The 26,454-nt window shown below is 41.0% G+C and carries 32 protein-coding genes and 2 pseudogenes; 13 read left to right on the top strand and 21 right to left on the bottom strand.

Annotated features, from left to right (window positions below; translation table 11 throughout):
• Positions 1-89 precede the first annotated feature (89 nt).
• The 3 genes from KNP94_RS03145 to KNP94_RS03135 are packed head-to-tail and all read right to left on the bottom strand — an operon-like array spanning position 90 to position 3,557.
• Complete coding sequence (locus KNP94_RS03145; protein WP_214769529.1) at positions 90-716, bottom strand: hypothetical protein; 627 nt, start codon at positions 714-716, stop codon at positions 90-92.
• Entirely contained in the window at positions 713-1,573 is an 861-nt protein-coding gene (locus tag KNP94_RS03140) for an ATP-binding cassette domain-containing protein (RefSeq protein ID WP_215115204.1), read from the bottom strand. The genes KNP94_RS03145 and KNP94_RS03140 overlap by 4 nt, the downstream gene beginning before the upstream one ends.
• A complete protein-coding gene (locus KNP94_RS03135) occupies positions 1,566-3,557 on the bottom strand; it encodes a hypothetical protein (RefSeq protein ID WP_215115203.1) in 1,992 nt (663 codons plus the stop codon). The genes KNP94_RS03140 and KNP94_RS03135 overlap by 8 nt, the downstream gene beginning before the upstream one ends.
• Positions 3,558-3,727: 170 nt before the next feature.
• Between KNP94_RS03135 and KNP94_RS03130 the strand changes: the two genes are divergently transcribed.
• The gene (locus KNP94_RS03130) at positions 3,728-4,081 is read left to right on the top strand and encodes a hypothetical protein (protein WP_215115202.1); all 354 of its coding nucleotides are present in this window, start codon (positions 3,728-3,730) and stop codon (positions 4,079-4,081) included.
• Between the two features lie 23 nt (positions 4,082-4,104).
• Positions 4,105-4,689 carry a GNAT family N-acetyltransferase gene (locus tag KNP94_RS03125; protein ID WP_214765686.1) on the top strand — a complete coding sequence of 195 codons (585 nt, stop codon included), beginning with the start codon at positions 4,105-4,107 and terminating at the stop codon, positions 4,687-4,689.
• A gap of 16 nt (positions 4,690-4,705) precedes the next feature.
• Here the strand turns inward: KNP94_RS03125 and KNP94_RS03120 are convergent, their stop codons facing one another.
• Entirely contained in the window at positions 4,706-4,927 is a 222-nt protein-coding gene (locus tag KNP94_RS03120) for a DUF2188 domain-containing protein (protein ID WP_215115201.1), read from the bottom strand.
• 137 nt (positions 4,928-5,064) lie between these two features.
• Here KNP94_RS03120 and KNP94_RS03115 point away from each other — a divergent pair, with 137 nt between their 5' ends.
• Entirely contained in the window at positions 5,065-5,712 is a 648-nt protein-coding gene (locus KNP94_RS03115; protein ID WP_214765680.1) for a DUF3885 domain-containing protein, read from the top strand.
• 49 nt (positions 5,713-5,761) lie between these two features.
• On the opposite strand, the gene KNP94_RS16195 is transcribed toward KNP94_RS03115, so the two are convergent.
• From KNP94_RS16195 to KNP94_RS03085, 7 genes and pseudogenes are all read right to left on the bottom strand, one after another.
• Positions 5,762-6,001: a zinc ribbon domain-containing protein gene (locus tag KNP94_RS16195; protein ID WP_483299338.1), complete on the bottom strand. Its 240-nt coding sequence runs from the start codon at positions 5,999-6,001 to the stop codon at positions 5,762-5,764.
• A gap of 6 nt (positions 6,002-6,007) precedes the next feature.
• Positions 6,008-6,205, bottom strand: a pseudogene (locus tag KNP94_RS16190) (helix-turn-helix domain-containing protein); the annotation flags it as partial.
• Positions 6,206-6,277: 72 nt separating this feature from the next.
• A complete protein-coding gene (locus KNP94_RS03105; protein WP_215115199.1) occupies positions 6,278-6,802 on the bottom strand; it encodes a DUF421 domain-containing protein in 525 nt (174 codons plus the stop codon).
• A gap of 127 nt (positions 6,803-6,929) precedes the next feature.
• A pseudogene (locus KNP94_RS03100) lies at positions 6,930-7,496 on the bottom strand (helix-turn-helix domain-containing protein); the annotation flags it as partial.
• Positions 7,497-8,054: 558 nt separating this feature from the next.
• On the bottom strand, positions 8,055-8,282 hold the full coding sequence (locus tag KNP94_RS03095) for a DUF2188 domain-containing protein (RefSeq protein WP_088836900.1): 228 nt from the start codon (positions 8,280-8,282) through the stop codon (positions 8,055-8,057).
• 67 nt (positions 8,283-8,349) lie between these two features.
• Positions 8,350-9,207 (bottom strand): SDR family oxidoreductase, encoded by an 858-nt coding sequence (locus KNP94_RS03090; RefSeq protein ID WP_214765671.1) that lies wholly within the window; start codon positions 9,205-9,207, stop codon positions 8,350-8,352.
• Positions 9,208-9,426: 219 nt separating this feature from the next.
• The gene (locus KNP94_RS03085; RefSeq protein ID WP_215115198.1) at positions 9,427-10,365 is read right to left on the bottom strand and encodes an SMI1/KNR4 family protein; all 939 of its coding nucleotides are present in this window, start codon (positions 10,363-10,365) and stop codon (positions 9,427-9,429) included.
• A gap of 171 nt (positions 10,366-10,536) precedes the next feature.
• Here KNP94_RS03085 and KNP94_RS03080 point away from each other — a divergent pair, with 171 nt between their 5' ends.
• Both KNP94_RS03080 and KNP94_RS03075 read left to right on the top strand, forming a co-directional pair.
• Positions 10,537-11,442, top strand: a complete 906-nt coding sequence (locus KNP94_RS03080) for an EamA family transporter (protein ID WP_215115197.1) — start codon at positions 10,537-10,539, stop codon at positions 11,440-11,442.
• Positions 11,443-11,454: 12 nt separating this feature from the next.
• Positions 11,455-11,919: a hypothetical protein gene (locus tag KNP94_RS03075; protein WP_088836896.1), complete on the top strand. Its 465-nt coding sequence runs from the start codon at positions 11,455-11,457 to the stop codon at positions 11,917-11,919.
• A gap of 83 nt (positions 11,920-12,002) precedes the next feature.
• Here KNP94_RS03075 and KNP94_RS03070 read toward each other — a convergent pair whose 3' ends face one another.
• Positions 12,003-12,479, bottom strand: coding sequence for a glutathione peroxidase (locus tag KNP94_RS03070; protein WP_088836895.1), 477 nt, complete (start codon positions 12,477-12,479; stop codon positions 12,003-12,005).
• Positions 12,480-12,553: 74 nt separating this feature from the next.
• Positions 12,554-12,772, bottom strand: coding sequence for a hypothetical protein (locus KNP94_RS03065; RefSeq protein ID WP_088836894.1), 219 nt, complete (start codon positions 12,770-12,772; stop codon positions 12,554-12,556).
• 252 nt (positions 12,773-13,024) lie between these two features.
• On the opposite strand from KNP94_RS03065, the gene KNP94_RS03060 reads away from it, so the two are divergent.
• Positions 13,025-13,996, top strand: a complete 972-nt coding sequence (locus tag KNP94_RS03060; protein ID WP_215115196.1) for a DUF2268 domain-containing putative Zn-dependent protease — start codon at positions 13,025-13,027, stop codon at positions 13,994-13,996.
• Positions 13,997-14,103: 107 nt separating this feature from the next.
• Here KNP94_RS03060 and KNP94_RS03055 read toward each other — a convergent pair whose 3' ends face one another.
• The gene (locus tag KNP94_RS03055) at positions 14,104-14,721 is read right to left on the bottom strand and encodes a hypothetical protein (RefSeq protein ID WP_214801313.1); all 618 of its coding nucleotides are present in this window, start codon (positions 14,719-14,721) and stop codon (positions 14,104-14,106) included.
• Positions 14,722-14,894: 173 nt separating this feature from the next.
• On the opposite strand from KNP94_RS03055, the gene KNP94_RS03050 reads away from it, so the two are divergent.
• The 5 genes from KNP94_RS03050 to KNP94_RS03030 all read left to right on the top strand — a co-directional run bounded on the left by KNP94_RS03050 (position 14,895) and on the right by KNP94_RS03030 (position 18,256).
• Positions 14,895-15,224, top strand: a complete 330-nt coding sequence (locus tag KNP94_RS03050; protein ID WP_088836891.1) for a hypothetical protein — start codon at positions 14,895-14,897, stop codon at positions 15,222-15,224.
• Between the two features lie 50 nt (positions 15,225-15,274).
• Positions 15,275-15,616: a hypothetical protein gene (locus KNP94_RS03045; RefSeq protein ID WP_215115195.1), complete on the top strand. Its 342-nt coding sequence runs from the start codon at positions 15,275-15,277 to the stop codon at positions 15,614-15,616.
• A 65-nt stretch (positions 15,617-15,681) separates the two neighbouring features.
• On the top strand, positions 15,682-15,837 hold the full coding sequence (relB, locus tag KNP94_RS03040) for a type II toxin-antitoxin system RelB family antitoxin (RefSeq protein WP_251132550.1): 156 nt from the start codon (positions 15,682-15,684) through the stop codon (positions 15,835-15,837).
• Positions 15,838-16,323: 486 nt separating this feature from the next.
• Positions 16,324-16,803 carry a DUF7878 domain-containing protein gene (locus tag KNP94_RS03035; protein WP_214765643.1) on the top strand — a complete coding sequence of 160 codons (480 nt, stop codon included), beginning with the start codon at positions 16,324-16,326 and terminating at the stop codon, positions 16,801-16,803.
• A 991-nt stretch (positions 16,804-17,794) separates the two neighbouring features.
• A complete protein-coding gene (locus KNP94_RS03030) occupies positions 17,795-18,256 on the top strand; it encodes a YrvL family regulatory protein (protein WP_215115448.1) in 462 nt (153 codons plus the stop codon).
• A gap of 1,444 nt (positions 18,257-19,700) precedes the next feature.
• Here the strand turns inward: KNP94_RS03030 and KNP94_RS16100 are convergent.
• The 3 genes from KNP94_RS16100 to KNP94_RS03015 form a co-directional block, all read right to left on the bottom strand.
• Entirely contained in the window at positions 19,701-20,036 is a 336-nt protein-coding gene (locus tag KNP94_RS16100; RefSeq protein WP_214807930.1) for a hypothetical protein, read from the bottom strand.
• A 128-nt stretch (positions 20,037-20,164) separates the two neighbouring features.
• Positions 20,165-20,452 carry a hypothetical protein gene (locus KNP94_RS03020; protein ID WP_215115194.1) on the bottom strand — a complete coding sequence of 96 codons (288 nt, stop codon included), beginning with the start codon at positions 20,450-20,452 and terminating at the stop codon, positions 20,165-20,167.
• A gap of 66 nt (positions 20,453-20,518) precedes the next feature.
• On the bottom strand, positions 20,519-21,133 hold the full coding sequence (locus KNP94_RS03015; RefSeq protein ID WP_214769571.1) for an SMI1/KNR4 family protein: 615 nt from the start codon (positions 21,131-21,133) through the stop codon (positions 20,519-20,521).
• A gap of 167 nt (positions 21,134-21,300) precedes the next feature.
• Here KNP94_RS03015 and KNP94_RS03010 point away from each other — a divergent pair, with 167 nt between their 5' ends.
• Positions 21,301-21,630 (top strand): ABC transporter permease, encoded by a 330-nt coding sequence (locus tag KNP94_RS03010; RefSeq protein ID WP_214769574.1) that lies wholly within the window; start codon positions 21,301-21,303, stop codon positions 21,628-21,630.
• 52 nt (positions 21,631-21,682) lie between these two features.
• On the opposite strand, the gene KNP94_RS03005 is transcribed toward KNP94_RS03010, so the two are convergent.
• Positions 21,683-21,967: a hypothetical protein gene (locus KNP94_RS03005; RefSeq protein WP_214801298.1), complete on the bottom strand. Its 285-nt coding sequence runs from the start codon at positions 21,965-21,967 to the stop codon at positions 21,683-21,685.
• Positions 21,968-22,290: 323 nt separating this feature from the next.
• Between KNP94_RS03005 and KNP94_RS03000 the strand changes: the two genes are divergently transcribed.
• Complete coding sequence (locus KNP94_RS03000; protein WP_215115193.1) at positions 22,291-22,536, top strand: hypothetical protein; 246 nt, start codon at positions 22,291-22,293, stop codon at positions 22,534-22,536.
• 224 nt (positions 22,537-22,760) lie between these two features.
• Here the strand turns inward: KNP94_RS03000 and KNP94_RS02995 are convergent, their stop codons facing one another.
• The 3 genes from KNP94_RS02995 to KNP94_RS02985 all read right to left on the bottom strand — a co-directional run bounded on the left by KNP94_RS02995 (position 22,761) and on the right by KNP94_RS02985 (position 26,402).
• Positions 22,761-23,774, bottom strand: coding sequence for a hypothetical protein (locus KNP94_RS02995; RefSeq protein ID WP_215115192.1), 1,014 nt, complete (start codon positions 23,772-23,774; stop codon positions 22,761-22,763).
• 995 nt (positions 23,775-24,769) lie between these two features.
• Positions 24,770-25,234 carry a hypothetical protein gene (locus tag KNP94_RS02990; protein ID WP_215115191.1) on the bottom strand — a complete coding sequence of 155 codons (465 nt, stop codon included), beginning with the start codon at positions 25,232-25,234 and terminating at the stop codon, positions 24,770-24,772.
• A gap of 607 nt (positions 25,235-25,841) precedes the next feature.
• The gene (locus tag KNP94_RS02985; protein WP_215115190.1) at positions 25,842-26,402 is read right to left on the bottom strand and encodes a hypothetical protein; all 561 of its coding nucleotides are present in this window, start codon (positions 26,400-26,402) and stop codon (positions 25,842-25,844) included.
• Positions 26,403-26,454: the final 52 nt, after the last annotated feature.

The raw sequence follows: 26,454 nt of genomic DNA, 5'->3' as shown, positions 1-26,454 counted from the left end.
AAAATCGGTTGTTCCGGCGGATTGATTCTGTCTGGTAAATTGTCGAGACGGAAGAACTTTAAGAGCAAGGCTTCTTAGTCGGTTTTTGTTTAAGATCGTTGCCATAATCGAATACCCGACAATCCGGCAAAAAGGATTGTCAGAACACCAACCCGTTGAACTTTGGATTGGTAAAGAGGATCGGTCAGATTAACATCGAGCTGAAAAACGTGTGGCCATGGCATGAACTGTCCTTTTGTGACGATTTCTAATAAGGTGTACATCAAGATTAAGGCGAGCGCGTATTCAAACTTCTGAGTCCACAACATCAGACTCATCCCGACAAATAAAAATAACAACAGCAACAAGATATGATGAACATATACAAGAAATGGCAAGGCGCTAAAATCTAATTCGAGAATTGTCGCCATCAACACGATGTATCCACCAAAATAAACGAGGAAAAACCTGCCTGCGTCTATCCAAATCCACTTTCGATACTGCAAAACTAACGTGTGATACGCTCCTTCTTCAAATAGAGGGTGGAGGTGTAACATAATGGTCCACGCCACACACGGAATAAACACGGTATGAACGATTTGAATTCCGGACGTCAGGCAATCCGATAACGCAGACACCTCCAACACAAGGAAGACCAGCACCGGAAGTAATGCAGCGACGCCGTGCAGTTTCCAATCGAACATAAATAAGTGATGGAGAATCTGCCTTTTCTTCATATAGCACGTCGCATGACTATCAAGTAGCCATCCATTAACTTCGGTTCGATTGTAGAAATGCCAGTCGCCTCGTCTTCTAAAAAACGTACTTCCACGACGTCCCCTTTTTCATTTAAATGTACGACACGCTCATCCTGCATCCACCTTCCAAGATCCTCTGCCATGACGTCAACTTGTCCGAGGTAGCCAACCGCTTGTGCTTTTAACTCGGTCGGAGTACCTTCAAACTGGACGGAGCCACCTTTGATAATCCCAATCTTTGTACAGAGGAACTCGATGTCCTCGACGAGATGCGAGGAGATGACAATCGTGTGGTCTACCCCCAACTCATGTAACAGATTACGAAAACGAATCCGTTCTTCGATATCTAAACCAGCTGTCGGCTCATCAAAAATTAAAATCTCCGGTTTCCGTAACAACAGTTGCGCAATACCGACCCGACGCCGCATCCATCCGGACAACTCATTCATCCGTGTTTGTGCTTTGTCTTGCAGATTGACGCGTCTCAATGCTTCCTCCACCCGTTCCTGCCGCTGGTTCATCTCCATGATTCCTTGCAATAAAGCAAAATGAAGAAGTACTTCTTCCACTTTTAAAGTCGGATAGACATTAAAATCTTGCGGTAGGAAACCGACTCGATCGGAAACATCGGCATACTTTCTCCGGACAACGGATTGACCGTCAATCACAATCTGTCCGCCGGTAATCGACGTCAATCCACAGAGCATTTTCATTAATGTTGTTTTCCCGGCTCCGTTTGGACCAAGCAATCCATAGATACCTTCGATTTCTAGCGAGACTTGATGCAGAATGTGTTTTTTGCGGTAAGACTTGGACAGATGTTGCACTTCAATCATCCCTGTTCCCTCCCTTCTGCTTGGCATTCAACTCACGGTACCATTTCTGTAACAGCACCAACTGCTGGTCATGACTGCGATCAGAAAACATTTTGATCCAACCGTTAAGTTGCTTCATATCCCGTCCGGTTTGTTGAAGATAAAATGAATCAATCTCAATCGGTTCGAGTTTCAGTTCGATTTGCAACCAGTAGGCAAGTGCGGCATTAAACAGCTTCCACTTTGGATCTATTTTGACGTGGCTTGATGTCTCAGACCACATCAAGCCCGGTACATAGGCCGCAATCACTTCATTTAAACTTTGATCCAGTCTGAGGTTAGTCCCCACTTGCAACAACAAATGATGACTATCACAGAAACTGTTTCGCTCAAGGTTCGGCGAAATAAGCACCACCTTATCCGGAAAAATCACTTTTTTCCCAAACGTGCGCCGAATAACTGTATTTGTATGTTTCAGTACCTGTTCGACCGGCAACCAATAAGTCGAAGGATTGGACCAGGAAGAATCCGTTACGATCTGGATCCCTCTAGCTTCATAGGTCGACAGGTTCCCACGAAGCAACGTCACACCTGATACTCGTCCTATGTACGTATTTTCATCCTGTCTTGTTAAATTCGATACGAGATCATTCGGCAACTCACCTGTGATTCGCACATTCATCAGATTAGATCGGTCAACAATCAGATCAAGCGTCTCCACGCCTAAACGATTGATGGGCTCAACTTGGCGGGCCGGGTACCAATTTGTCGTCGCCGGCAGATACCATTCTTCCTCTGTCACCGGAAAATGAGGACTGTTGTGGAGTTGATAACGGATCGTCACGGTGTGCGTTCGTGCCTGCGGAGGAAGCGACATGCTAATAAAGTCGCCGTACTGTTTATACTGCAACTTTTTTTGTCCGGCTGATACGGATGTGATGTGGTACTCGTGCCATAAAGACAAGACAATATGCGCCTGATCTGACTGGATTTTCAGTTCCGCATCCGTCTCTATCTGATTTTCGACAGGATTTAAAGTTAAATTCATCTTTTGAATCGTATAGTCCAAATTTTTATGATTCGGCTGAAACCGATAAGGTGTTTTATAATGTTGGGCTAGCTCAGCATCGTGACTCCGGTCAAAGGTCTGTTGGTTGTTCGCCAGCGCATAAGGTGAGATTATGATCAGCAGGCAAAGCACGAGTAATGAAATGACTACTGTCATCCATTGTCGTGACAATCTGAGGTGCCACTGACCAATTAACAGAAACAGAATGATACTTTGAAGCACGATGTGAATGAAGATTTTCAACAGTAATGCTTGGTTTCCAAGATATCCAACGAGCGGCACATATACACTACCAGGTTGCAAAGGACCGATAAACAGAAAACTGCGGTCTCCTTCCAATCCACCTTCATAAAAATAAGCAGAAAAGAACTCGGTATTCAGAGGTCCGAGGAACACCCAGATGAGAACCAATACAAGCATTCCAATTTTTTGTTTCCCGAAAATCATCGCACAATTTATTCCCCATAAGGCTGCGAGGACAAGTGGAAGAAAATAAAAAATCAAGATGTGCCGTAATATGTCCAGTTGGAAGCTAGACCACGGAACTTGTTCCTGATGAAAATAGACAAACATTCCTGTGGCACCAAACAAAAGAGCCATACCGGTAAACAGAGCATGATTCATGAGTATTGCTATCACGCGTTGATACTGAATCCGGACGATGTCTGGAAAAAGAATGCTTTGTCGGTACTGGATTTCATCCGCGACAAGTCGGTACATATAGACGGCAACCAATAACATGATTCCCTGCATCGGGATGACGAGCCCATCCAGTAAACTAGCAAAGTCCATATAGGTATAGGTTTCACGAATATCGGCAACAACTTTCATGAGAACACTAAAAGGAAACACCAGTAATGCCCCTATGTAAAACAGGCTCGTCCCCATCTGTTTTCCATAAAATTTTAGCAGTTCGCCTAAGATAATTTTTTTCATGATTGCCCCCCTCTTATTACATAAAAACCATGGTAAAGAGTAGGATTTTTCTTTTTGTCTCTTATCTATTTTACCACTATATGGTTTTAATCTTAATCAAATGTTAAAATGATGGAAATGTATTTTGGTCGCAAAATCAATACATGTTTTCAGAACAGGAGTCGAGACAAGTGATTGATCATAAAAAACAAATTGAAGTCCTGCTGTACGGAAATCCATTACAGTTCGCCTGTGAAACACTTGGTGTCCCGAATATGCGAAATTATTCCTACGCAGACGTTTTTACTGTCAGTCGAGCGGAAGTCTTGGCTTATACGGCGGTACACGGTATACCTGAACCATCTTCGACCGAATCCAATCGTTTGCTGGACGGATTTCATTATTATGAAGAATACGGTACGTGGTACACGTTTTTTCGGGAACGTGGCATGACGTTTGACCAAAAGAAGTTCAGCGACGAAACAATCGCCAAAGAATACATTGTATCGATGCTTCTGAAGCTGACCATGACCGGATTATATTAAATCCATGGAAGGAAGGGATTACTTTGACTACTTCTCCATTCCCCATCCTGCAAACCACAAGACTGACGCTCCGCGAGGTGACACCGCTCGACGCTCCGAGTCTACTGACGTATCTCGCTGATGAACGTGTCGTTAAACCGATAGGGCTCGCTCCCTTCCAAACGGAAGCCGATGCGTTGGACGAAATCAACTGGTATCACGCCATCCGAACAGAACAGACCGGTCTCCGCTGGGGCATCACTGAACATGCGACTCCTGACATCATCGGCAGTTGCGGTTTCTTGAACCGTTCTTCCCGGCATCAGCGGGCGGAACTCGGCTTTGAACTGAGTCCTGCTCACTGGGGTAAAGGACTGGCACAAGAAGCCGTTCGAGCCGTACTCGCACACGGTTTTAATGAATGGAACTTAAACCGGATCGAAGCGCTTGTTCTGCCGGACAATACGGCCACTCAACGGTTGCTCGAACGGCTTGGTTTCAAGCGGGAAGGACTGTTGCGTCAATACGAGAAGACACGCGGACAGTTCGATGATTTGTATATGTATTCCTTGTTGAAGACAGAATGGCAGGACGGCTCAATCCACAATAAAAACACGTCCTTATACTAGCGACGTGTTTTTGCGTTTACCCACGCGGCGGGAACGGATCATTGCCGTATGAATCTTTATCGCGGATCTGACCTTCCTTGTTATGAATGATCAGCTCGACCTGTTGTTTTTTCGCAATTTCCCGTCCGGCTGCGATCGCTTCTATTTGTGTCGGAAATCGCTTCTTTGCTCTCGATGCCCCTTCCGCAATGACCTGATAACCGCCATCCGGATGTGGTGTAACATGCTGATTCGCCATGCGTTCACTTCCTTTTGAGTGGATTGTTTTATTTTGATTCTATCTTTGATACCCTTAACTGGAAATCTTCATTCATCCGGAGACGTTCTTAAATATAATAGGAAAGTACACAACAACTGCCAAGGAAGGAACACTTTATGAAACTAAACGATTATTTCCACATTCACTTCGACAATCCAGATGTTTTGGAAGAATCTTTTGCGGAGCGTCCACTGACACTCAGTCTCGACTTGCAAAAAGGACTTTACCAAATACAGGAGGATTCCGATGAACTGAATATGGCCTACTTTGAGAAGGTCTATCAAAAATCCCTCGCCTTGTTTGAAGATCTGTTTCAGGAAGACGACCGTCTGTACCTCATTGTACGTGTCAGAAAAGAAGTCCAGTCTCCTCCGGCGAAAAGTACGGAGATCTTTGAGCGTTATCTTAAAAATAACAAGAATCGATACGCGCTTGAGTTCGAAAAAAAGGCTGTCCGCGATGAGGAAGAAGTCATTTACCAATACGCCCGCTTATTACCGAGCAGACAGTCCATTCGTTATAAAAAGTTGCTTCAAGCAATCTGCAATCAGGACTTTCCTGAATTGTATCCCCGCTTTAAGTCGAGACAGACGTACTATCCTGAAATTTTTTTCGTCAACCCTGCCAAAGACATCATCCTGTATATTTTTGACGACCGGGGTTGTTTCATTCTGCTCAATGAGAAAGAGACCTTTTATCGTCTGCACGAAAAATATAAATCTGACCAATCAGAAGGCTTTCTTAATTGCTTTGACACGCAGTAAGTTCATGTATTGCACAACTCAGGAATCCGACCTAATGGTCGAAAATTGATTAGGCTACCCCCGTCGTCCCGACGGTTGAAGAAGCTAAGATGCGTTCAGCTTCTTGTTTGAGGTTCAGTCCTGCGTTCACATCACGGTCGTAGTGGATGCCACAACTCGGGCACGTCCATTCACGCAAGCCAAGATGTTTCACATCTTTGTGTTGATGTCCGCAACTGGAGCACAGTTGACTAGAGGCGAAGATCTTGAGTCCGACATCGACGCCGACGGACAAGCCCGTCTTCGGCATTTCGTTGATCTCCTGCTTCAACAACGGGAGTTCTTTTGAGCAAGAACCGTAAGACAGTCCCTTACCTGTCGTGTTATACCTCTCATCCCACTTCGCTAAAAAGTGATTGAAGACGAAGCGCGAACAACCAATGGTTTTCGCAATCAGGATTTCATGCTCTTTTGTCGGATAGATTCTGAATTTGTAGGCCTTCTGTGTCAACATGATGTTCACCACCTTACAAAGGATATACCTAAAAGAGAGGGTCGCGATTCATCTCCCACTTTCATTCGGGCTTCATCCGGATCGTTTAGAAGTGGGCGTTTTTCCGCCTAATTCTGGTAAAGTATCCTCTAGTTCTCCTTTAATAATTGATAAGCTACCGTCTGTTTCAAGAACAACAGCTTTCACCTCCTCTAATCCCCCGATTCCTTTATTACGCACGGCTTGTAAGATTTCGTTCTTGCTGATTCTTTCTTTTTTCATAGCCCTTTCAAGAAATTCGCCTCTTAAATATAGCAATCGTGGTTCTGACTTAATGAGTTTATTGAATTTTTCAAAACGAACAGCTATGAATGTCATCATGAATTGCATTAAAATTAATAGAGTAAGTGCAGTCAATCCTTCTAATAAACTGACATCCTTACTAAGTAAAATAGTAGCTAAAGTAGAACCAAGTGCGACTGTTATCACTAAATCGAAAGCGTTCAATTTAGTTAATGTCCGCTTCCCAGAAATTCGTAAAAAAATTATTAGACTGATATAAGCTAAAAATCCTACAGTGGTAATGCGTATAAAACTCTCTATTGTTATTGAAAACATTTAGTCATCCCCTGTCTTTTCAAAATTTTATACTACTGAACCGTTAGTTCAGTCTGTCGTGGAAAGGCTCAAATTGAACTACCTCTACCTACGCTTCGCTTAGAGGTTAAGGTCTTGCCGTACCATTCCGCTTTGTATTCGAGCATGCGGAAAGTTTTCCTTTCTTATCCAAGGCCAACCGTTGACGACGAGAAAGCTTGCGTTGCTCACGCGCCAGCTTTTTCTCAAGCTAACGAAAAAAAAACGGTCATTCTTGTACACCGTGCCGTTCGACAGGATGGCGAAGGTCTTGAGTCCGACATCGACGCCGACGGATGAGCCCGTCTTCGGGAAGTTGAGACTTGCCCTGAATGTTCGTCCTATACGATTGAACAGGGTTGCACTTTGACTTGAAGCGTGGCCGTTCGTTCAGCTTCTTGAAGAAGCGGTCAAAAGCACCGTCAAGATGTTTGACGTTCGTTTGAATAGACGTGCTATCAACTTCTTTCAACCAGTCGAACGCCTGCTTCAACATCGGAATTTCTTCCGAACAAGAACCGTAAGACAGTCCTTTTCCTGTCATTTTGTATGTCTCATCCCACTTCAATAAGAAGTAATTGAAGATGAAGCGCGAACAACCAATGGTCTTCGCTATCAGGATTTCCTGTTCTTTTGTCGGGTATATTCTGAAGTTGTAGGCCTTGTGTGTCAACATGATGTTCCTCTCCTTGCAACGTATATACCCGAAAGAGTGGTTAGCGATTCATCTCCCACTTTTCACTCGGGCTTCACGCGGATCGTTTAAAAGTGGGCGTATTCTCGCCTAATTTTGAAAAACTGTCAGATAGACGTCACCGTGCTCTTCGAATAAAAATTTTTTGGTCAGCTTTCTCTTAACGGAAGAGGCGTTATCTGATAATCCTAATTACATTGCTTATGCTAAGCCTGACGACAAGACGACAATTGTGTTCTCTGATAATAATGGTAAAGAACTTGGTCAAAATACGATCATATTTGGTACAGACCCTGTCGATTTTGAAATCAACGTCAAAGGACTTCGGGTGACGGCTGAAGGACTAGATACAGTGTAGACAGTCATTTCACCCGTGTTAACAAAGTAATTTCCTTTCATACACCATGAACTCTCATCTTTGAAGTATTTCTTAAATTTAAGTGGCGCACTCAAAGGAGATCACACACGAAAAATACTGCACAATATAGCACGTCCAGTTTGTATGGACGTGCTTTATTGTGCAGTTCTACCAAACTTCGGTCATCCACGTGGCGGAAAAGGATCATTTCCGTAAGAATCCCGATCGCGGATTTGACCTTCTTTGTTATGAATTATTAACTCTACCTGTTGCTTCTTCGCAATTTCACGACCTGCGGCAATAGCTTCTTTTTGCGTCGAAAAACGTTTTGTGGCTTTGGAAGCCCCTGCCGCTTTGACTTGATATCCACCATCCGGATGTGGTGTGACATGCTGATTTTGTTTCGTCATGAGTTCACTTCCTATCGTTAAAAATTCTCTTGCAAAAAAATGCTTTTATAGAAAGTACCCTTTAAGTTTAATTTTTATTTTCTTGTCTGAAACTTTTAAAATAATCGTTCCAATATTGATGAGATCTACCTGCCGCTTCAAAGTAGTGACTCGTGTTGTTTGACTTACCTTCTCTGATTCCTTGATAAATTCCAGCCACAACTGTTCCAATAAATTCACCTAACTCGGCAATTCGTTCTTCTTTAAATTTTTCCACACTGATTGACGTGTAAGTTAAATCGACATCAAAAGCATTGCTCAAATAATTTGCAAGTTCGTATTGAGTAATGGCTTCGCCATGAAGATTGTATATTTTAGAATCATGCTTATCTTCTATCATCATTTTTGCATACGCATAAGCCAGTTCAGTTCTTGTCGTATAGCCGCATCTGTTGTCGCCTGCACAATTTCGAATGCCACCTTCTTTAATATAGGAGTCGATGTATTCAACATCGGGTTCAATATATATTCCATTGCGCCCAATAACCCACTCTAACCCGCTATCGATTACATCTTGTTCAGTCTGTCGATTACTCTTAACAATTGGTGAAAATGCAGTCCCCTCCTCTGCTCCTTGTATACTAGTGTAGACAATTTTCTTGACACCGCTATTTTTAGCAGCTCGAATGACATTGCGGTGTTGAATTACCCTCTTATCAGGTGCATCCATACCGGATACAAGTAACAACACATCAATCCCTTGAAGTGACTTCTCTAATGCTTCTAGATCGTCGTAATCGCCAGGACGTACTTCAATCCCAATATCCATTGCTTTTTCAGGCGTTCGCGCTAGTCCGATCACATCGCTTTTAGGTAATAGCGAGACCGCTTCTTTAATTATTGCTTTTCCCAACTTACCATTCGCAGCCGATATTGCTATTTTCATTTTTTCTCCTCCTTCGCGTTTTTTAACTGTTTCTTAAAATACAGACTAAACGTAGTAAAAATCCCAAAATGAATCGAGTCTCAAATAAGAAACAGAATATCTTTTCACTACTAAACCTATCCGGATGATAGTGAGTATTTCCCTTACACGCCGTGCTTCAATCTGTTTACTTGTTAAATGACTATTTTAAAAAATCACTACTTTTTCGCAAATCATTTCCTACTCCCAGCCCGGTAAAGGGCGTGGCAATTGTTCTGCAAAGGCCTGATAACCGTCATACTGTATGATTTGGGTTTGCGGATGTTCGACGCGTTTCGCGATCAGTTCACCGGATGCATCTTCGTTTTGCCAAATCGGTGCTTCTTTTTGGAACACATTGATTTCTGTAAAATGGAACCGTGGTTCATCCAGAGTACTCAGCAGGGAGCGATGCACCTGTTTCATCGTATCGTAGTCGGATCTCCACCATAAATCAGGTTTTCCATTTTCATATGTATAAAAAGAAACGATAAACCCTCCCCGGCGGTAAATCGGATACTCAATTTCAATCCGGACTCGTTCCTCGGAAGCAATCGGCACGCCGGCCTGCACATGCTCCGTTTCTTCTTCGACGTAGTAATCATCTTCCCGGACATCAAAAATGTTAAATTCCCAGTACATGTCGCCTTGCGCGATGATCGACCGTTCAAGGAATGTCCCGAAGTTTTGACCGATGGCATCGGTGTCCTCGGTTGACCCTTCGTGATACTTCCAGTACATGTAGGGTGTATCTTCTATTTTCGCATGCTCCGTATGAATCAGTAAGTACCCTTCGTTTACCTCACCGATGATCCAGTAATGATCATAGTCTTCATCAATCAGACCGTCTTCCTTGGCTTCGATCGTCTTTTCGATCACTTCCTCGAGCGAATACAAGACCAGCCCCTCGTCACCTAACATAAACAGTTTCGCTCCGTCATGCAGTTCGAGAAATGTCTGGTATTCGCTTGGTAACGGTTGCTTGAACTCGGTTTGGAACGCTTGAAGTGTTTCCGGTTTAACCGGTTTCGGCAGATGGAACGTGCCCTGACCGATTGAATTGTAACTGCGCTGGATGAAAGTCGATCCATGGCTGATTTTCTGTTTGAGTCCATCGAGGACAACTGCGATTTGATTCATAATATCCATCCTTTTATTTCTCTATGTATGAGCCGTCTTGCCTCATCTTCCTTTAGTCTACCATTTTACCAATAATTTGGTCGATTCTTCCTTCCTGTTTCTGTGGTATCCTTTTTCTAATCAAAACAATGTCTTGGGAATGGAATCTATGTACTCACTTGGAGGTAAACCATGCAGAAACAGTCTTCGATGTTGCTGATTCTACTCGCAGCAATGCTGTGGGGCACGACCGGCACGTCACAAGCCTTTGCGCCGGAAGCAACTCATCCGATTGCGATCGGCGCCGTCCGATTAGCGGTCGGCGGTCTATTTTTACTGTGTCTCGTCTTACTGACGGGAAAGTTTACGCTGAAAGCTTGGCCGCTACAGACGATCTTTCTTGCTGCTGTCAGCATGGCCGCCTACCAACCGTTATTTTTTTCTGCCGTCCTCATGACCGGTGTCGCCGTCGGAACGGTCGTCGCGATCGGCAGTGCGCCGATTTTTTCCGGGGTGATTGAATGGTTGGTCCTAAAAAACCGTCCCGGTACGATTTGGTGGCTGTCGACATTACTGTCGATCGCCGGCTGTTTGCTGCTCGTCATGAATCAAGCGGCAGTATCGGTCAATCCGCTCGGCATTTTGCTCGCTCTCGGTGCCGGACTCTCCTTTGCCGCCTACACGTTCGTCAGCCGGGATCTGGTGAAAACCCATCCGCCGCTGTCGGTCGTCGCCGTCGTCTTTACGCTCAGCGCCGTCCTGTTGTCGCCGCTCCTGTTCCTGTTCGACCTGTCATGGGTCTTCAGTCTACGCGGTGCCGGTATCAGTCTGCATCTCGGAGTTTTTGCGACCGGTCTTGCCTACCTCTTGTTCGCAAAAGGGCTCGCGTATGTCTCGTCTTCGACTGCCGTCACGCTGTCGCTTGGTGAACCGTTGACCGCTGCATTACTTGGAATCTTTGTCCTCGGGGAAACGCTCAGTCTGTTGTCGTGGGTCGGCATTTTACTTTTATTTTGCGGCATCGGATTACTCATCTGGTCGTCACGACGGGTGCGACAGCCGGATATCCTCGAACTCGCCAAGGAGAAACACTCTTAAGGGGGATTAGTCATGCACATTACATTTGAGAAACTGTTGTACCGGGAAGACTATCAGATTGCACTTGATCACTTAGTCATAGATGAGAAAAACAGCGATCGGTTAGCACTTTATTTTCGCGGCCATACGGACGAAATCATGGTGCTCATCGGTGACTATTCCTGCAATTATTTTGAACTGTTGTTTGAAGCAGATTGTGTCTTACTCCGGTCGTCGGATTTGCATGAACTGGATGACGGACTGGAGTTCAGTACGGTTCCGCTCACCCTGTATCAGGACTCGGCACTTCTGACCTTTGCGACGGCCTGGATGGGCTTGAAGCGGGATCCGTCGCGCGACTGGACCCACTACGCCATCCGGGCATTCGAACAAGACTTTCATGTCCTGTCCCCGCGTCCGCCGGTCTTTACGGATCTTGGTCACAAGATGAGTGATTTTACCGTCAGACATTCTTTTAATCTGCCAAAGCAGAGTTGACATAAAAAAAGCCCTACCTCGCCAAAGGTAGGGTGATACGATACGCCTGTCCGACGGCTTGCGCCGGACAGGACGTGGTTTCATTATACATAGCGCGCCAGTGTTTTTTCAATCGTCTGGATTGAATCGACCGGGGCAAACCGCTTAACGACCCGCCCTTGACGGTCGACGAGAAACTTCGTGAAGTTCCATTTGATGGTTGACGAAAGCAGTCCTCCCTGTTGCTGTTTCAAGTACGTATACAACCGGTGTTCCGTCGGGCCGTTGACGTCAATCTTCTGAAACATCGGGAACGTCACGCCGTAGTTCCGCTGACAAAACTGCATCGTTTCCTCTTGATTGGCGAATTCCTGACGGTTGAACTGATCACACGGGAAACCAAGCACCTGAACGCCTTGCTCGGCATACGTGTCGTACAACCGTTGCAAGTCTCCGAGCTGACCGGCGAGCCCGCATTTGCTGGCTGTATTGACGATGAGAAGTACCTCTCCCGCATAATCTTGTAATGAAACGGTCTGTCCGGTTGCATCCTGTACTTCAATCTCATAAAGCGATGGCATCCCGTCGCGCCCCCTTTTCCGTCAGTATACACCGTTAGAAAAACTCCGTTTTTTTTGAACACGCGGCGAGCTGCTTACCAGACAGATTCTTCCCGATCACTCAGCTTGATGACGAACGGCATGATCAGTAAAAAAAACAGGCTGACGTATCCGAGCGACAGATAATGCTGCGTATCTTTTGAAAGATACTGCTTCTCGCCACAATTCGGGCATGCTTTGCCATGCTTCGCAAAACCGACAGCGAGTACATCTTTCGTCTTCCACTTGTAGTCACAATTTGTACAGCGTACCATCTCATCATCCCCTTTGCTCTCTTCTACTTCTTCTTCTCAAAGCAGGTTTCACGATTTCGGTAATTTCTTATACGATTAGTATTCAAAACAATTTGATACGTGATATTTTTTGTAAATAAAAGGAATTATCGAAACCTTATGCAACGGTCTCCCGTATAAAGTGATGTCGCTTCACTACATTGAACTTACGCTCACTGAAGCATTCATTCCTACATATTGACAAAATAATAAACACTGATGGAGGTCATCCCCTTGAAAAAAGTAATCGTTCCTTTGCTTTGTGTCCCGTTCCTTCTGTTATCGGCATGTTCAGATGAAAAAGAAAAAGCAGTGACTCATGAAGAGTCTGCAGCTTTCAAACCAGAAACTATAAAAATCGGCAAGGACAGCGAACTGACGATCGTACCGCTGTACGCGCCGTATCAAACATATTTGAAGGCATCGCTTAAGAAAGACGACTCAGCGATGGACGTAAAAAATTATGCAGAATATGTCCTCGGCTACATTGACAAGATCGGGGAACAGGAGAACTTCAATACAAACAGCCTAAAGAGCTTTTTCTTGTTGCAATCAACAATCAATGAGCAGGATCTGCTCGATCGTACGAATGAATTGGCGAAACGGCATGACGAAATCAAAGAAATCATTACGAACAGCTACATCGCTTCCCATAAGTTTCTCCCTAAAAAAAACAGCACGATTTTCATCGCACCGTCCAATCCGGAATTTTGGTCGATGATTGATCCGTTAGGAGGAGTCGGTGGAGCCGCTTTTAAAGATTCCATCCTCTTTAATCTAAATCCCGACTTCGATCAGGACGTGCTTGCCTATACGGTCGCACATGAATACCATCACCTGGTCCTGAATGACACACCCGAGTTCAGTTCAATCGATACGTCCCTCGACTCTGTCATCTTCGAAGGGAAAGCCGATGCCTTTGCCGATCGCATCATTAAAGATGTCAAGCCGCCCTGGGATAAACCAATCGATGAGGCAGCGAAGAAACATGTAGCGCGTCTGATTGGGAACGGCGAAGCCGATTATCAGGAGATTACAATGGGAAACACTGAAAAAGACATCCCTTTATGGAGCCGTTACTCTTTAGGTCGCGATATCTTAACACATCACCTGAAAGCAAACCCTGATCTCGCCGTCAAAACATGGACGTATGAAGAGAATGATGACATCTTAAAAGGCTACAAGTACCAGGATCTTCTCAAATGATGAATAAGCAAAATAGTAGTGAAAAGAACGCAGATTCAATTGAGTCAGGTTCGGTGAATACAAAAAAATATCGTTGCAGGATGCTTTCTTAATCGTCAAGTCCGTCCTTACATTACGTTTGATAATGGCCGAATTGTCTTTTCGATGATGTCGAGAGAAGCCGGAATCTGAATCCATCTTTCCATCTCCGGGTCAAAATAAAGTCCCTGTTCTCGCATGTTTTCTTTGCTGTTCATTTCATCATATTCTAAAATTTGATCCAGATTTTGATCGGACTCCTCAAAGTCATCGAACGGTCCCGACCCATAATAAAAGAGTAAGCCTTCTTTTGTATATCCCTCTAATTCTTGAACCGTTTCTTCCATTAATTCGAGTGGACGTATGCGGGCTTTCGCGTAATCGATGATTGTCGGATAAACGTCAAATGGTATGTCGTGTTCTAAAAATCGTTTCGAATACCATTGCCAAATCCATTTCCACTTACAGATGAAATACACGATGTATTCGACTTGTGATGTTTCTTCCCGCTCATGCATTTCGTAAGACAACGTGATGGTGTCTTGTTCCAGCTCGAATTCAATAATAAATTCACCATTCCGATCTTCCTCTTTCAGAAGTTCATCGATTCGTAAATCGTTTAGTTCAAGGTAGTCCAACAATGGAACTGGTCGTTTTGCTTCTTCGCGAAACAACACCCTTATATTTTTAATTACTTCGATTGTCATTTGGAACCTCCAGAATGAGTCAAGCAAAGAAACCTTGCTTGATTCATTAGTTTTTTATCAAAACTAGCCACAAATCTGCCTACTTCTAAACATTAAGGACGAAATCCTCATGAAAGTCATTACCGCGATACCTACCTATAAACAAAACATACAAAAGGAAGGAGTAGAAAAATATGTTTTATGATGAATACGAACTGCTTGAGTTATTCGAATCCGAACCGGAAGAACTTTATCAAGAAGGTGCCGGTTTTTATATGTATAAAAAGGTCGACAAACTCGGATTTCAGCTATTACTGTATATCTCACAATATGAACATAAATGTGACGTCAGCTTAAGTAATGATGAATACAGGTGGACGATCTTCGATTTTGAACTATATTTTATAGAATCAATCAGAAATGAAAGTGAGTGTTTAAAAATCAAAGGCGATTCAGGAAAAACGGAAGTTGATATACAGTTTAAGCCACATTTCAGTTTAACTCATATTAGATTATCTGATTAAAAATATGATTGATTTTTTAAGATACTACTTGCGTAGGAGAACAGTTTAAAATGCGTAAATACTTATTGATTGGTTCTGTAATGATCATCTTTGCGTTTTTTGTTCAATTCGAACCCTTATGTAATGAGCCGCCAGATCCCCGTGTCGAGATAAAGGGACAAAGTATTTTAACGGTCCAAGGTACATTTTGCTGGAGTGGCATGTTTAGAGGTCAATGCGTCGACAAAATCTACGCAGACGGTCTGCACATGACTGAAAAAAGTAACCCGGTTACGTTAAAAAATAAGCAACTCGTAATACCAAAAAAGAGTGGAACGTACGCATATGAACTTCAAGCAAGATGGTCGGAGAATGGTGATGATCAGTTTGCTTTCTTGATCATGGTAAAATGAATAGCGAACGAATAGAGCTCGTGTATACTAACATCTAAATATATATTACAAAGGAGATGATAAGTATGAGTACGATTTCTAAACTTGTTCGCGATGCCGTCCTCGATCGTATTGAAGATGAGATGGATTTACAACTCTATCATGATTCCATGGCAGCATACCGTAAAAAATCAGAATCAATTTCGTTTGACGATATGATGAAGGAACTTGATTTAGAATAACAGCACCTGGTCGGGATGGAAAGAGACTTGTTGCAAATCGTTCGGGTGAATGGCATTATTGCATCGGCGACCCCCTTCTGATTGCTGACATCCAAAAGGAGAAAGTCGTCTTCTTGGTTCTTGAGATTGAATACCGTCGTGAGGTTTATAAATGATTATTATGAACAATTTATCAATTAACCCAGCAAGTATCACAATTTACTATAGTAAGAAGTCCACATCATTCCTCAAGTGTGGACTTCTTTCTTTTTAAATCCTGTTATCACAAGTTAGCAATAATTATCAAAAATTGATTAATCTAAACGACTATACTGAAGAAGAAATCAATACAGAAGAGGAGAGATTCAATTGATTATCGAAATCTGTACGTCTATCATCTCTGAAATCGTACGCAATATCGTTTTCTCAATGTCATTCAAGCGACGTCAGAAGACAAACGATTCAGGAAATAACTAAAGCGTCTTTGAAAGGATCTGACAGTAAAATATGAGTAGTACTCCTAATCAAGTAATGTTTGCTTATACATTTTTAAATCAACCTACTGCTCTTTCAAAACGTTCTGCAAAGGATATCCCAGCCATTCTTTCAATCGAAGCATCGTTCACTATAACAATGAACGATGACATTTATTTAGAAACCTCATTGTCCATTTTAGAGTTTTACAAATCTCTATACCGTTGGAAAGAAAAAATAACGGAAACGTCAGTCCCTGAGTTTCATTATTACTCAGTTGAATTTGATGCGAACGAAAAAGAAGCCATTATTTCGATGATTCCCTTTTCTAATCGAGGTCGTATTAAATCCATATGGGGTGAACATGATCGATATAATGTATTTCCGTTAGACATGTTAGTTTCATCCTTACTTGACCTAGAACAGAGGCTAAAGTCAGACATTGAAACCTACTTCAATGTCCAGTTAGATAAGTTCATACATCATATTCCTTACACTTTATTAAAGGAATGAATTTCTAATCAAAATTTGTATATTAAATGTTTTTTATCAAAATTAGACGAGAATACTCCCACTTCTAAACGTTCAGGGCGAAGCCTTAGTGCAAGTGGGAGATGAATCGTCTTCGGGCAAGGCGTGTCTTGCGACACGTCAATTGTCCAACACTCTTGGTTTGAAAACAATTAAAACCAGGAATAAAAAAAGTCATGTTCTTTGAAAACTGAAGATATGGCGTTGTGACAGGAAGTTCGTCTGTCACGTAAAATCTTCAACGTTCACCTTGCGGATGACCGAAGTAGCGAAAACCAAGCAGAGTAGGCATCCGTATAAAAGAAACGGACAAGATCAACGTTCAACCGTCGGGACAACGGGGTTAGCCTGATAATTTTTTGACCGCTAGGTTGTTGAATAACTCAAGAATCCTCCACCTCTTAGCGCAGCGTAGGTGGAGGTAGTTCAAGAACCCATGAAGAAAATTCGATTGTCAACACTAAACTAGACAATCTTCTTAAGGAGTGATTGTCTAGTTTAGTGTTGACAATCCAGCTCTAATTATCGGTCCGGCAGGGGGGCAGCGGTGCGATGAGGCCAAAAAATCTTTTCATGTTGTACATCAAGTAGAAAGAACATTACTACCTATCTAACAGGAGGATCAATTCACTTCGATCAGCTATCTACCCTCAAACCTTCATACACTTCACTACTTGTCTCACTAATACATGCTCCATAACACTCTTCTACATAGAAAAACAAGATGTATTTTCTTACCCGCAGTGGATCCGTCCACTGCGAATCTCTCATTGCACTTGGATTCGGGACGAATCCATTCCTTACTCGCTTGCACTCTCTTAAAAGAAAAACGTTTCGCCGTTTTTCGTCCATAAATCAGTAGAACATTTATTGACAACCAATTAATTAAAGGAACCGTGGATTTAGGATTTGAAGGGATTGACCCTTATTTCGGCTCGGGAAAAGTTAACATTTATGACACTCTATCTAAAAAATAAAGGGGAAGATTAAAATTAAAGAAATTAAAACTCTATCTATAGGCGCTTTAATCATTTCTGTCATACTTCTTGTATTTACCTCTCTTGAATTTGTTTTTTTAAAGATACTTGGTCTACATTACGAATCTTTATCAAGTTTACTATTCTTCTTTGGTGTATATCTAGTTTTGGAAATTCCAATCAATTTATTTTTAAAGTCATTATTGAAAGCCCTAGTCACTCTAAATTTTATAAAATCAAGTAAAGGTTTTATAGCGTTGATCCTAAATATTGCTAGTACGTTTGTACTTTTAAAAGTAATCACTCAATTTATAGATACTGTTTCTATTTCTCAAATAGGTATCCTCATTTTTTCTCTAATCACAGGCTTAATAGGATGGTTAGCAATTCAAAACGACTCTGAACCTCCAAAGAGAGGCACCAAAGAATTTGAAAATTTTAAAAAAAGAGGAAAATAATCTGAGAGTCATACGACCAATCAAATACAGTCCTATTTTAAAGTGCACCCCAGGAAACTTAAGAATGCATTTTTTCTATAACTATTACGACAGATTCACATGAGAACGAGACGTACTCTCTTAAATGATGCATATAACAATCAATTGAATGGGAACTTTTCCGTCGTAGTGACAAGTGTCGGTAACCAAGCTCATTATACTTCTTGACAGTTCGCTATTTTAGGTGAGGAGAACGAGCGATTGCATTCAGAGACATGCCCTTTTGATACATGGATTGAACAGAAGAGACAAGCATTTTACGATTAGAATCATCGGGTAGAATCATCGGGCAAAAATTCTGTGATAGAGGATGAAAGTTCCTCTACCACAGACTGGCTCTTACAGATTGGTATACGACCAGATAGCACATTTCTACAAACAGTAACAATCAACTCCCACAGATTGTAAATCAGATAGAAACGATTACTCACTACTACAACGCCTTTTTTCTGAAATGTTTCTTGGTATCCTAGGAACCTGTCCGAAGAAGCTCGAACAGGCTTTTCAATCAATCCATCTATACATGTAATCATCTCGTCGGGATTCCATGAACGGAATAATTCGGTTGGACGATGGGTCTATGCATTGCAGATGATTGTCCCGTAACGATGTCCTTTTTTGAAGGCGAAGTCGTCAACCCCAATGATACACGGCTGTTCCGAAGCAAGATGAAGGAACTTGATTTAGGATGACTTCATACACCGTAGAGTTTGAGCACGGAGCTCAAAAGTCTCTCAAGAAGATGGGTCCCCAACAAACGCGGATCATCATGGAAAGGGACTCGTCTCGAATCGTTCGGGTGAATGGCGTTATCGCATGATGGCTGACATCCAGGATGAGAAAGTCGTAATCTTGATTCTTAAAATCGGCCATCGTCGTGATGTCTATAAATGATTATCACGACGAATACTGACTATTTAACGTAGCAAAAGCATAGTTACTATAAAAAAGAAGTCCACATCATTCCTCAGGTGTGGACTTCTTTCCTTTCATTTTGCTTCCCTTTACGCGATAGTTGTCTCTATCGGCATTTAAATCTAGAGATACTAGCCAATAACGGTCTCTTATCTATTGGTCAAAAATTGTTTATCATATTAAAGAGCCGAATCATGCTGAAACTAAAACCCAAATCCGAGAAGATTTTCATTTCGATCACTGATCAATTGATATTGCTACAACGGCACTGGCTTATTATTGATGATTCCGTTTTCGTAATAGAAGCATTAATCCGGAAGAACTATTATGAAACTATCAATGGCTATAAGTAGTTCTAAATGAGTGAACAGAACTTCAGTTTGTAGATGCTGCTAGACGAAGGAATGACAAATGCAGACAATAACGTTCCATTTTCTTATTTGTATAACAATTCCACATCCATTCATTCAGTCAACTGCGCCTTAATTCGTCATACGCCACTAGCGGAACTTTCTTCTTTGATCACTCTAAACTTCCCAAGATCACGTGTATTCATCACATGCGGGCCACCACAAATCTCTAGCGAGAAGTCACCCATCGAATACACCTTGACGTTTTCATCGTATCGGCTTTCGAATAGTCCGGTAGCCCCCATTCCTTTCGCCTCGTCTACGCTCATCTTCTTGATACTGATTGCTAGCCCTTTACTAATTTGTTCATTGACTAAATCCTCCACCCTCTTTATTTCTTCTTGGGTCACCTTTCGATGGAACGTAAAATCAAACCGTAGTCTTTCGACCGTGATATTGCTACCACGTTGTTCCACCGACTCCCCCAACACTCTTCTCAATCCTTCGTGCAGAAGATGTGTCGCAGTATGAAGCCTTGTCGTCTCAGTTGAACGGTCTGCTAATCCATCGTGTAATCCCCTTTTAAAATCCATTCACGCCTCAATTAAGATCGGATTTTTCGATATTCGAGCAACAGTGGTGTCAGATTCAGTCCAATCGACACAATCGTTAAGAACCACCAGGCGCGTTCCATTCCGGGAACAACGTCTGCCAAGGCCGCCCAGTCCTCCGCTTCGACCCAGCTCGCCAGTTGACTGTATTCCGCACACAGTGTGAGCGCCGTAAGCGATAACCCGACAGCCATTGCCAGCTTATAGTCCTTGCCGATGAAGTACAAAATCAGATTCACCGCCGTCGCGAAGATGGCAAGTATCCCAAACAGTAACCACATGACACAATTCCTCCTCTCCTTGTTGTGTTTCCTATTGTTATTCCTTTCGACAATCAATCAAATATTTTATTTCTTATCTTCGAGATAAAGTGTTTCGTCGATTTCTTCATACGTCGAAACATCACCATACGTTACAGTTAGTTCAGTGTCTTCTGACCACTCCCAAAAGTAGTCGCCTTGCGCGATGATAGCACGTTCTAAAAAACATTCGAAATTTAAATTTAACGCAACTGCAGTGTCCAGACCATCTGATGGATGCACGACCGTGATATATGGTTTTTTAAAGGAGTCTTCTGCATCTGTACATTGATTTTTATCAATTAAAATCCATTTCTCATCTATTTGACCTATGATCCAGTAGTTTCCTTCTGAGAGGATACCGTCTTCTGAATGGTGCTCTTCCGACATTTCGAGCATTTCCTCAAGAGGAAACAATTCTAGGATTAAATCAGATTCTGTTTCAAATAAACCGCATCCATTATGTAACGTTAAAAAATGTTTGTAGTCCCTTGGTAAAGAAAACGTATCTTTCAGGAAGTGTGAATCAATCTCTTTAGAAGTTAACGGTGTATTGAAGGTGCAAGTTGCCCATCCATTTCTCCCGTATCTCCCCATAATAAATCTCGGTTCGTTTTTGAACATTTGTTTGAGCAAAATCAACGTTCTTTCAATCAGTTTCATTTTATCTCCTCCTCATTTTTTTCGAACTATCATCACGCCAAAATATCCTCTTCAGTTTATACCTTTAGTTGGAAATAAAGATACTAGATTACAGACTTTATGATATGATCAACTCAGTGCTTTTATTACATTTATTACCTATTTTATCATTAGAAGGAGGGCTTTAGATGAGTGGTGATGGACTACTTTGGAGTGTATTATTACCAAGCTTAATCGCATTAAATGTATCAGCTATCCTTTTATACAAAAAAGGGAAAATGCCTTTATGGGGATCCGGCTTACTAATTGTCATACTCGGACCAATCATCGCTTTGATAACCGGTTCTGTTTTTTTAAAAATCGACCATAGTACGGGCGGATACGGTTTTGGAGCAGCTTATGCAGCAGCTTTTATTGGGTTCGTGATCGTTGGTAACGGGATCCTGTATCTCATCATCGGTCTCGTATTAGGGATTAAGAACTTCATTAAACGACGGCAAGTAAATCAGTCAAGATGAAAATACAGAATAGAAAAGGAACCCTAACTTCGAATCATAATGCACGGTCTGTTCACTTCAAATCCTGTATGCTCATGCGCTCCAACTCTTTTTCCTGTTTTTTTCTAAACACCTCTCGGCCTTTCCCCCACTCCGCTACCAAACAAAGCAAACCAAACCCTGTGATTAGCAAGTATTGTATTGTACTAACCGACTCGACGTTAACATATCGCCAAGTCATTCCTGCAGAAAACAACAATGGAACAACTGCCCCTAAGTACACATTCTTTTGACTCGATAATACATACTGCGCTCCGAGCACAGCTGCATAAAGTAAACCTTTTAGCAGAATATCCATTCCATTTTTCCTCCTAGTCGAGCATATTTTAAAACCACCAACCATTTATCAATATCAATAATTTACCATATTGAAACGGATGTTCATTCGATATTTATGATGATTACAAAAATGTAAGCGAACACCTAAATAGAACAAAACTAAAAATCGATTCTTCTCTTAAACGAGAAAAATCGCCTTTCGTCTTCAATCTCAAGCCCCTCTGGATGCTGTTCTCTATCTGTATAAAGATAATGATTTGACTAATTTTAATGAAACCAAGCATAATGATAAACAGCAAAGTGTTACACAACTCGCTCTGCAACGAAAGGATGTTGGTTATTATGTCATCAAAAAAAGTCTGGACAGTCGAAGGTTATGAGGAAAATGGTGTAGAGAAGCATCAAAAGGCAACTATGACGGAAACGTTTACGAATGAAGCCGATGCTCGTAAAGCTGCTAAAAAAATAGCGGATCAGCACGATGACCTTGATGTATATGTCATCTATTCGAATACGTCAAGCGGTAAAGCAGAAGAACGCTTCTTCAATTCGGATGGATCTTATAGTGAAGAAGGATATGAATGGTAACAGCTTAGCCGTCAATTTGACGGCTTTTTTACGGCGACTTACTGTGACCATCAAGAAGAAAAGGTTCTTAAGCACTCTAGGTGAATGTGTCTTGATGCCACTATTCGGGTATATAAATCATAAAAATAAGACGTATATTATAATCTCATTTAGAAGACTGAGATTATAATATACGTCTTTAAAAGTTATTTTATCGTTTATTCAAAATAATTTTTTATTTCACATTAAAACTTGACTAATTTTAAATTTTGACCATCTTTATATAAAATGTGCCCTTTTGACATATCACTATAAATAATATTTTGTTGCTCAGTTGATTTAATCAATGTTTTAATTTTCTTTCCATTAAAATCATATAAACCGTAACTAAATTTCATTTCATAATTTTTATTTTGAATCCAACTTGAAACAATCATTTTTTTCTTTTCTAAGTTGATATCTTCTGGTAAAGGATGTCTGTCATCGATCTTAAATTTAAAATTAATTGTAGCTCCCTTATTTTTTGTAAAATCATATGCCGTAAATTTATATTCATCATAGTTAGGACTTAACTCATCATATGCTGTTAAAGAATTTGATGAAACATTGTATTTGTTTTCTCCACAATACGATTGAGTTGGGTATAGATCATAGTTTAAACTTTTAATAGATTGTAGATTCTTTCCTTCAAGACTCATTTTTTGGAGTTTGTTATTTTTTATGACAAAAATACTTTTACCTCGAATCCAAAAATCCTTAACACCTTTAATTAAGGTCTTTCTCTTCTTTCCTATTAAATCTGACTTAACAACTGAAAAAACACTATCATCTTTTTTGAAGTTTTCAAATTTAACATAGTATAAAGATGACCCTACAACCTTCATATTTTCTGTTGGTTTAGGAGGCACATACTCCGTCGCAATTTTTATAGTTTTACCTTTAGTCATACTTAAAATGTCCACTTTATACAGTACACTATCACAACGATACGACCTTAAGGGTTCCATTCCAATTACTTTTTCGTAAACAAGACTTTGACCAACTGTTTGAGCTGCTAATACTTGCTTATTAAACTTTGATTTATCGCTTTTCAATATCAACGTTTCTTTTTTATTAGGAATCGATTTATAAATTCCTCCTACAACATTTTTGTCATTTTGTACAACATATGTAACTGGATTATTAGTTTGAGCAGACACAGAGCTTACGGAAAATATTAATGCTAATGAAACACTAGATAGGATTGCTGTTTTTTTCACTTTTGATCATCTCCCTTTGTTATCTTGTTTTATTGTAATACTTGCCCCAAGTAAAATTTAGGGAATTTTCTTCTTATAGTAAATATGTTTTTCAAAACCAGTTGTTATTACAAATGAATACTAATAGCTCATCACGATAAGGTGATGTTGACATATGAAATCCATCCGATTTTGAATGTAACATAGAAAAAGTGTAAACCTCGATAACGTAATTGTTGCTTAGACAAACTATGATTAGAGTTTTCGATTCCTCCCAATTGTTTATCAAATTGCTTCTTCCCCTTCCAGTCCTGTTTCAAGTTCAAATGTCTTCAGATGAAGAGCCTCACATATTTCCTGCCATTCTAGATACTAGATACACACGATACCCTTTTTACGATATGTTACAAAAAGACCATCTTGCACTCGAAAAAGCGTAGTCGTTTTTGACACGGTTATGCGTGGGAAGTGGGTACCTTATGGATTGAACTCGATGTCCCACGTCGAAGATGCCTCTCTTGTAACTTGTCGTTCGTTATATGGCTACGGTCTCGGACGACTCGTCCGCACTACTCTAAGTGTTTCAAAAAGGCATCACAGAGCGTTGCCACGACCAGACAATTCCCAAATCTCGCGTGTGAATACAAAACCTCTTAACGACTGTATAACAGTTGTTATATCAGTAAGCTTCAGTGGATACAGTGGCATATGCGACACACTTCCTCGTCGATGAGTTCACTACGAGAAAAAGACACCACTATGCGACAATCGTTCTTGATGTCGTGACCGGGCGTATTCTGTCTATCGATCCGATCCGTATGGGCGATTACGGTTGCTCTTTTTTGTTGCATTCAAGCTAATTAGATACTCATCACAAAAACGCTTCTGACGTGCATTCAAAGTGGCCAACTCATCCCCTCCTCTCTTTTATGCTTTCCAACGAACCGACTAGGTCGATCCCCATCAGCTCGTTGCAAAGCACAAAAAAGCACACCATAAAATGATGTGCAGATAATTTATATTGCATTTGTAAGAAATTTTTTCACTTTTTCATCAACCCATTTGACAGATAAGGGAATCTCTTCACCTGTCAAATCACCTTTATCGTTTGTCGTAAGGATTAATGGTCCTTGTCCCGGTCGAATGACAACGTAAGCTAGAGTCTTTGTTGAACGGCCATTGTGCGCACATTGCGTAACCGTTTTCAAGGTGACTGCTCCATTCTCTCCTACATACGCAATCTGTACACCTAGATAGTGATTGATATCTAAGTAAAAATGACCCACCCCGTTAGAAGGATCAAAACTAACGCTGTCACCCGCTATTACTTCTAGTTCTTTTTGAAGTTCATCAAAGTATGATTCGAAAAAATTTAAAGTGTCCTTTACATTAGTCATAGCAGTAACCTTTTGTTCTCGAACTAGTTTTCTTGCAAAATCTGATTTCCAATCTGTTTCTTTGCTTACCATTTGTGTTTCCAAGTCTTTTCCTCCAAAAATAGTATTCGGTATTAAACCGTAATTAACTATTTCTGTAAATCATTAATTTATCCTTTAATCTTTTTCCCAACAACGCACGACCACTCCGCCCTCGTGTTTAATTCACGTTCTCTCTTGGCTGCGTCATACGTTGTTGGCAAGGAGCGAATCATCTCATTCGCTCGAGTTCTTTCTTCCAGAGATACTTCATGTACTTCAACCAATCACTTTGCGAGAATTTTCTGACGGCTCCTGTTCGTTTGTCCTTACGATTCTTGTCTACTTTCCAGCAGATCACGAATGGCTTTCTTTCCATAGAATCACTCTCCTTTATATGTACAAATATCTGGATGAGAACGATAGCTGCAATGCATCTGGGGAATGACATGGAGCCATCATCATGATAATCGGGGATGTCATCAACCCATCCGGATACTTCTGCATACAAAAAAGACGCCCTGTCCGTTACAAGGCGTCTGCTATGTGAGTAATGCTTATGTCCTGTAGAACAATGCAACTGTCGTCGCACCCGCTTCGTCTACATGAAAAGAATATTACATATTTGGCAAGTTTTTGTATCAATATTGTATAAAAATGTATTACGTTTTTCTTACGTATTTGTATTACTTTTTTCTTTCATATTCTTTGGTAAAAATAAATCCATAAATTTTTCATAAGTGTTTCTACTTATTCTCTCCCAATTTTTTATTTCTTCCAAAGAACTCGTAACTTTATCAAGTATTTTAAAGTAAGCTTGATACATTTCTAGTTCATTGTTTTCCTTATCAAAAGAAGAGATGAATGCCATATATTTTTCTATGTCAACGATTGAAACATAAATTTTATGAATTAATCTGTCTTCCTTTGAATGAAAGTTAATTGCACTTTTTAAAAAAATCTCTTTATAAACCAGTACAGATAATAAGTTAATTTGCCTGTCTGCAGTGTTAATTAAAATTTTGATTACTTTAAGGAGAGCATTGTTATCAACGTACTGATCCTTAAATTCCTCTTCTGTCAAATTCATAATATCAATATTTTGAATTACTTCACCTTTATTATCTAAGAAATTTAATGCTTCCTCTAAATTTTCTAAAATCTCATTATTTTTTTCGATTTCAACTCTTAATAACTTTTTTATATTCCTTGCGACAACTAAGTTCTTACTCAATTCATATAAACTTCTAATGATTATAGTAAGCAATGCAGATCCCAATACAGGT

This window comes from Exiguobacterium sp. s80, assembly GCF_018618725.1.
Classification (GTDB): Bacteria; Bacillota; Bacilli; order Exiguobacteriales; family Exiguobacteriaceae; genus Exiguobacterium_A; species Exiguobacterium_A oxidotolerans.
The sequence above is the reverse complement of the archived record's forward strand: the minus strand, read 5'-3'. Positions and strand labels throughout refer to the sequence as shown.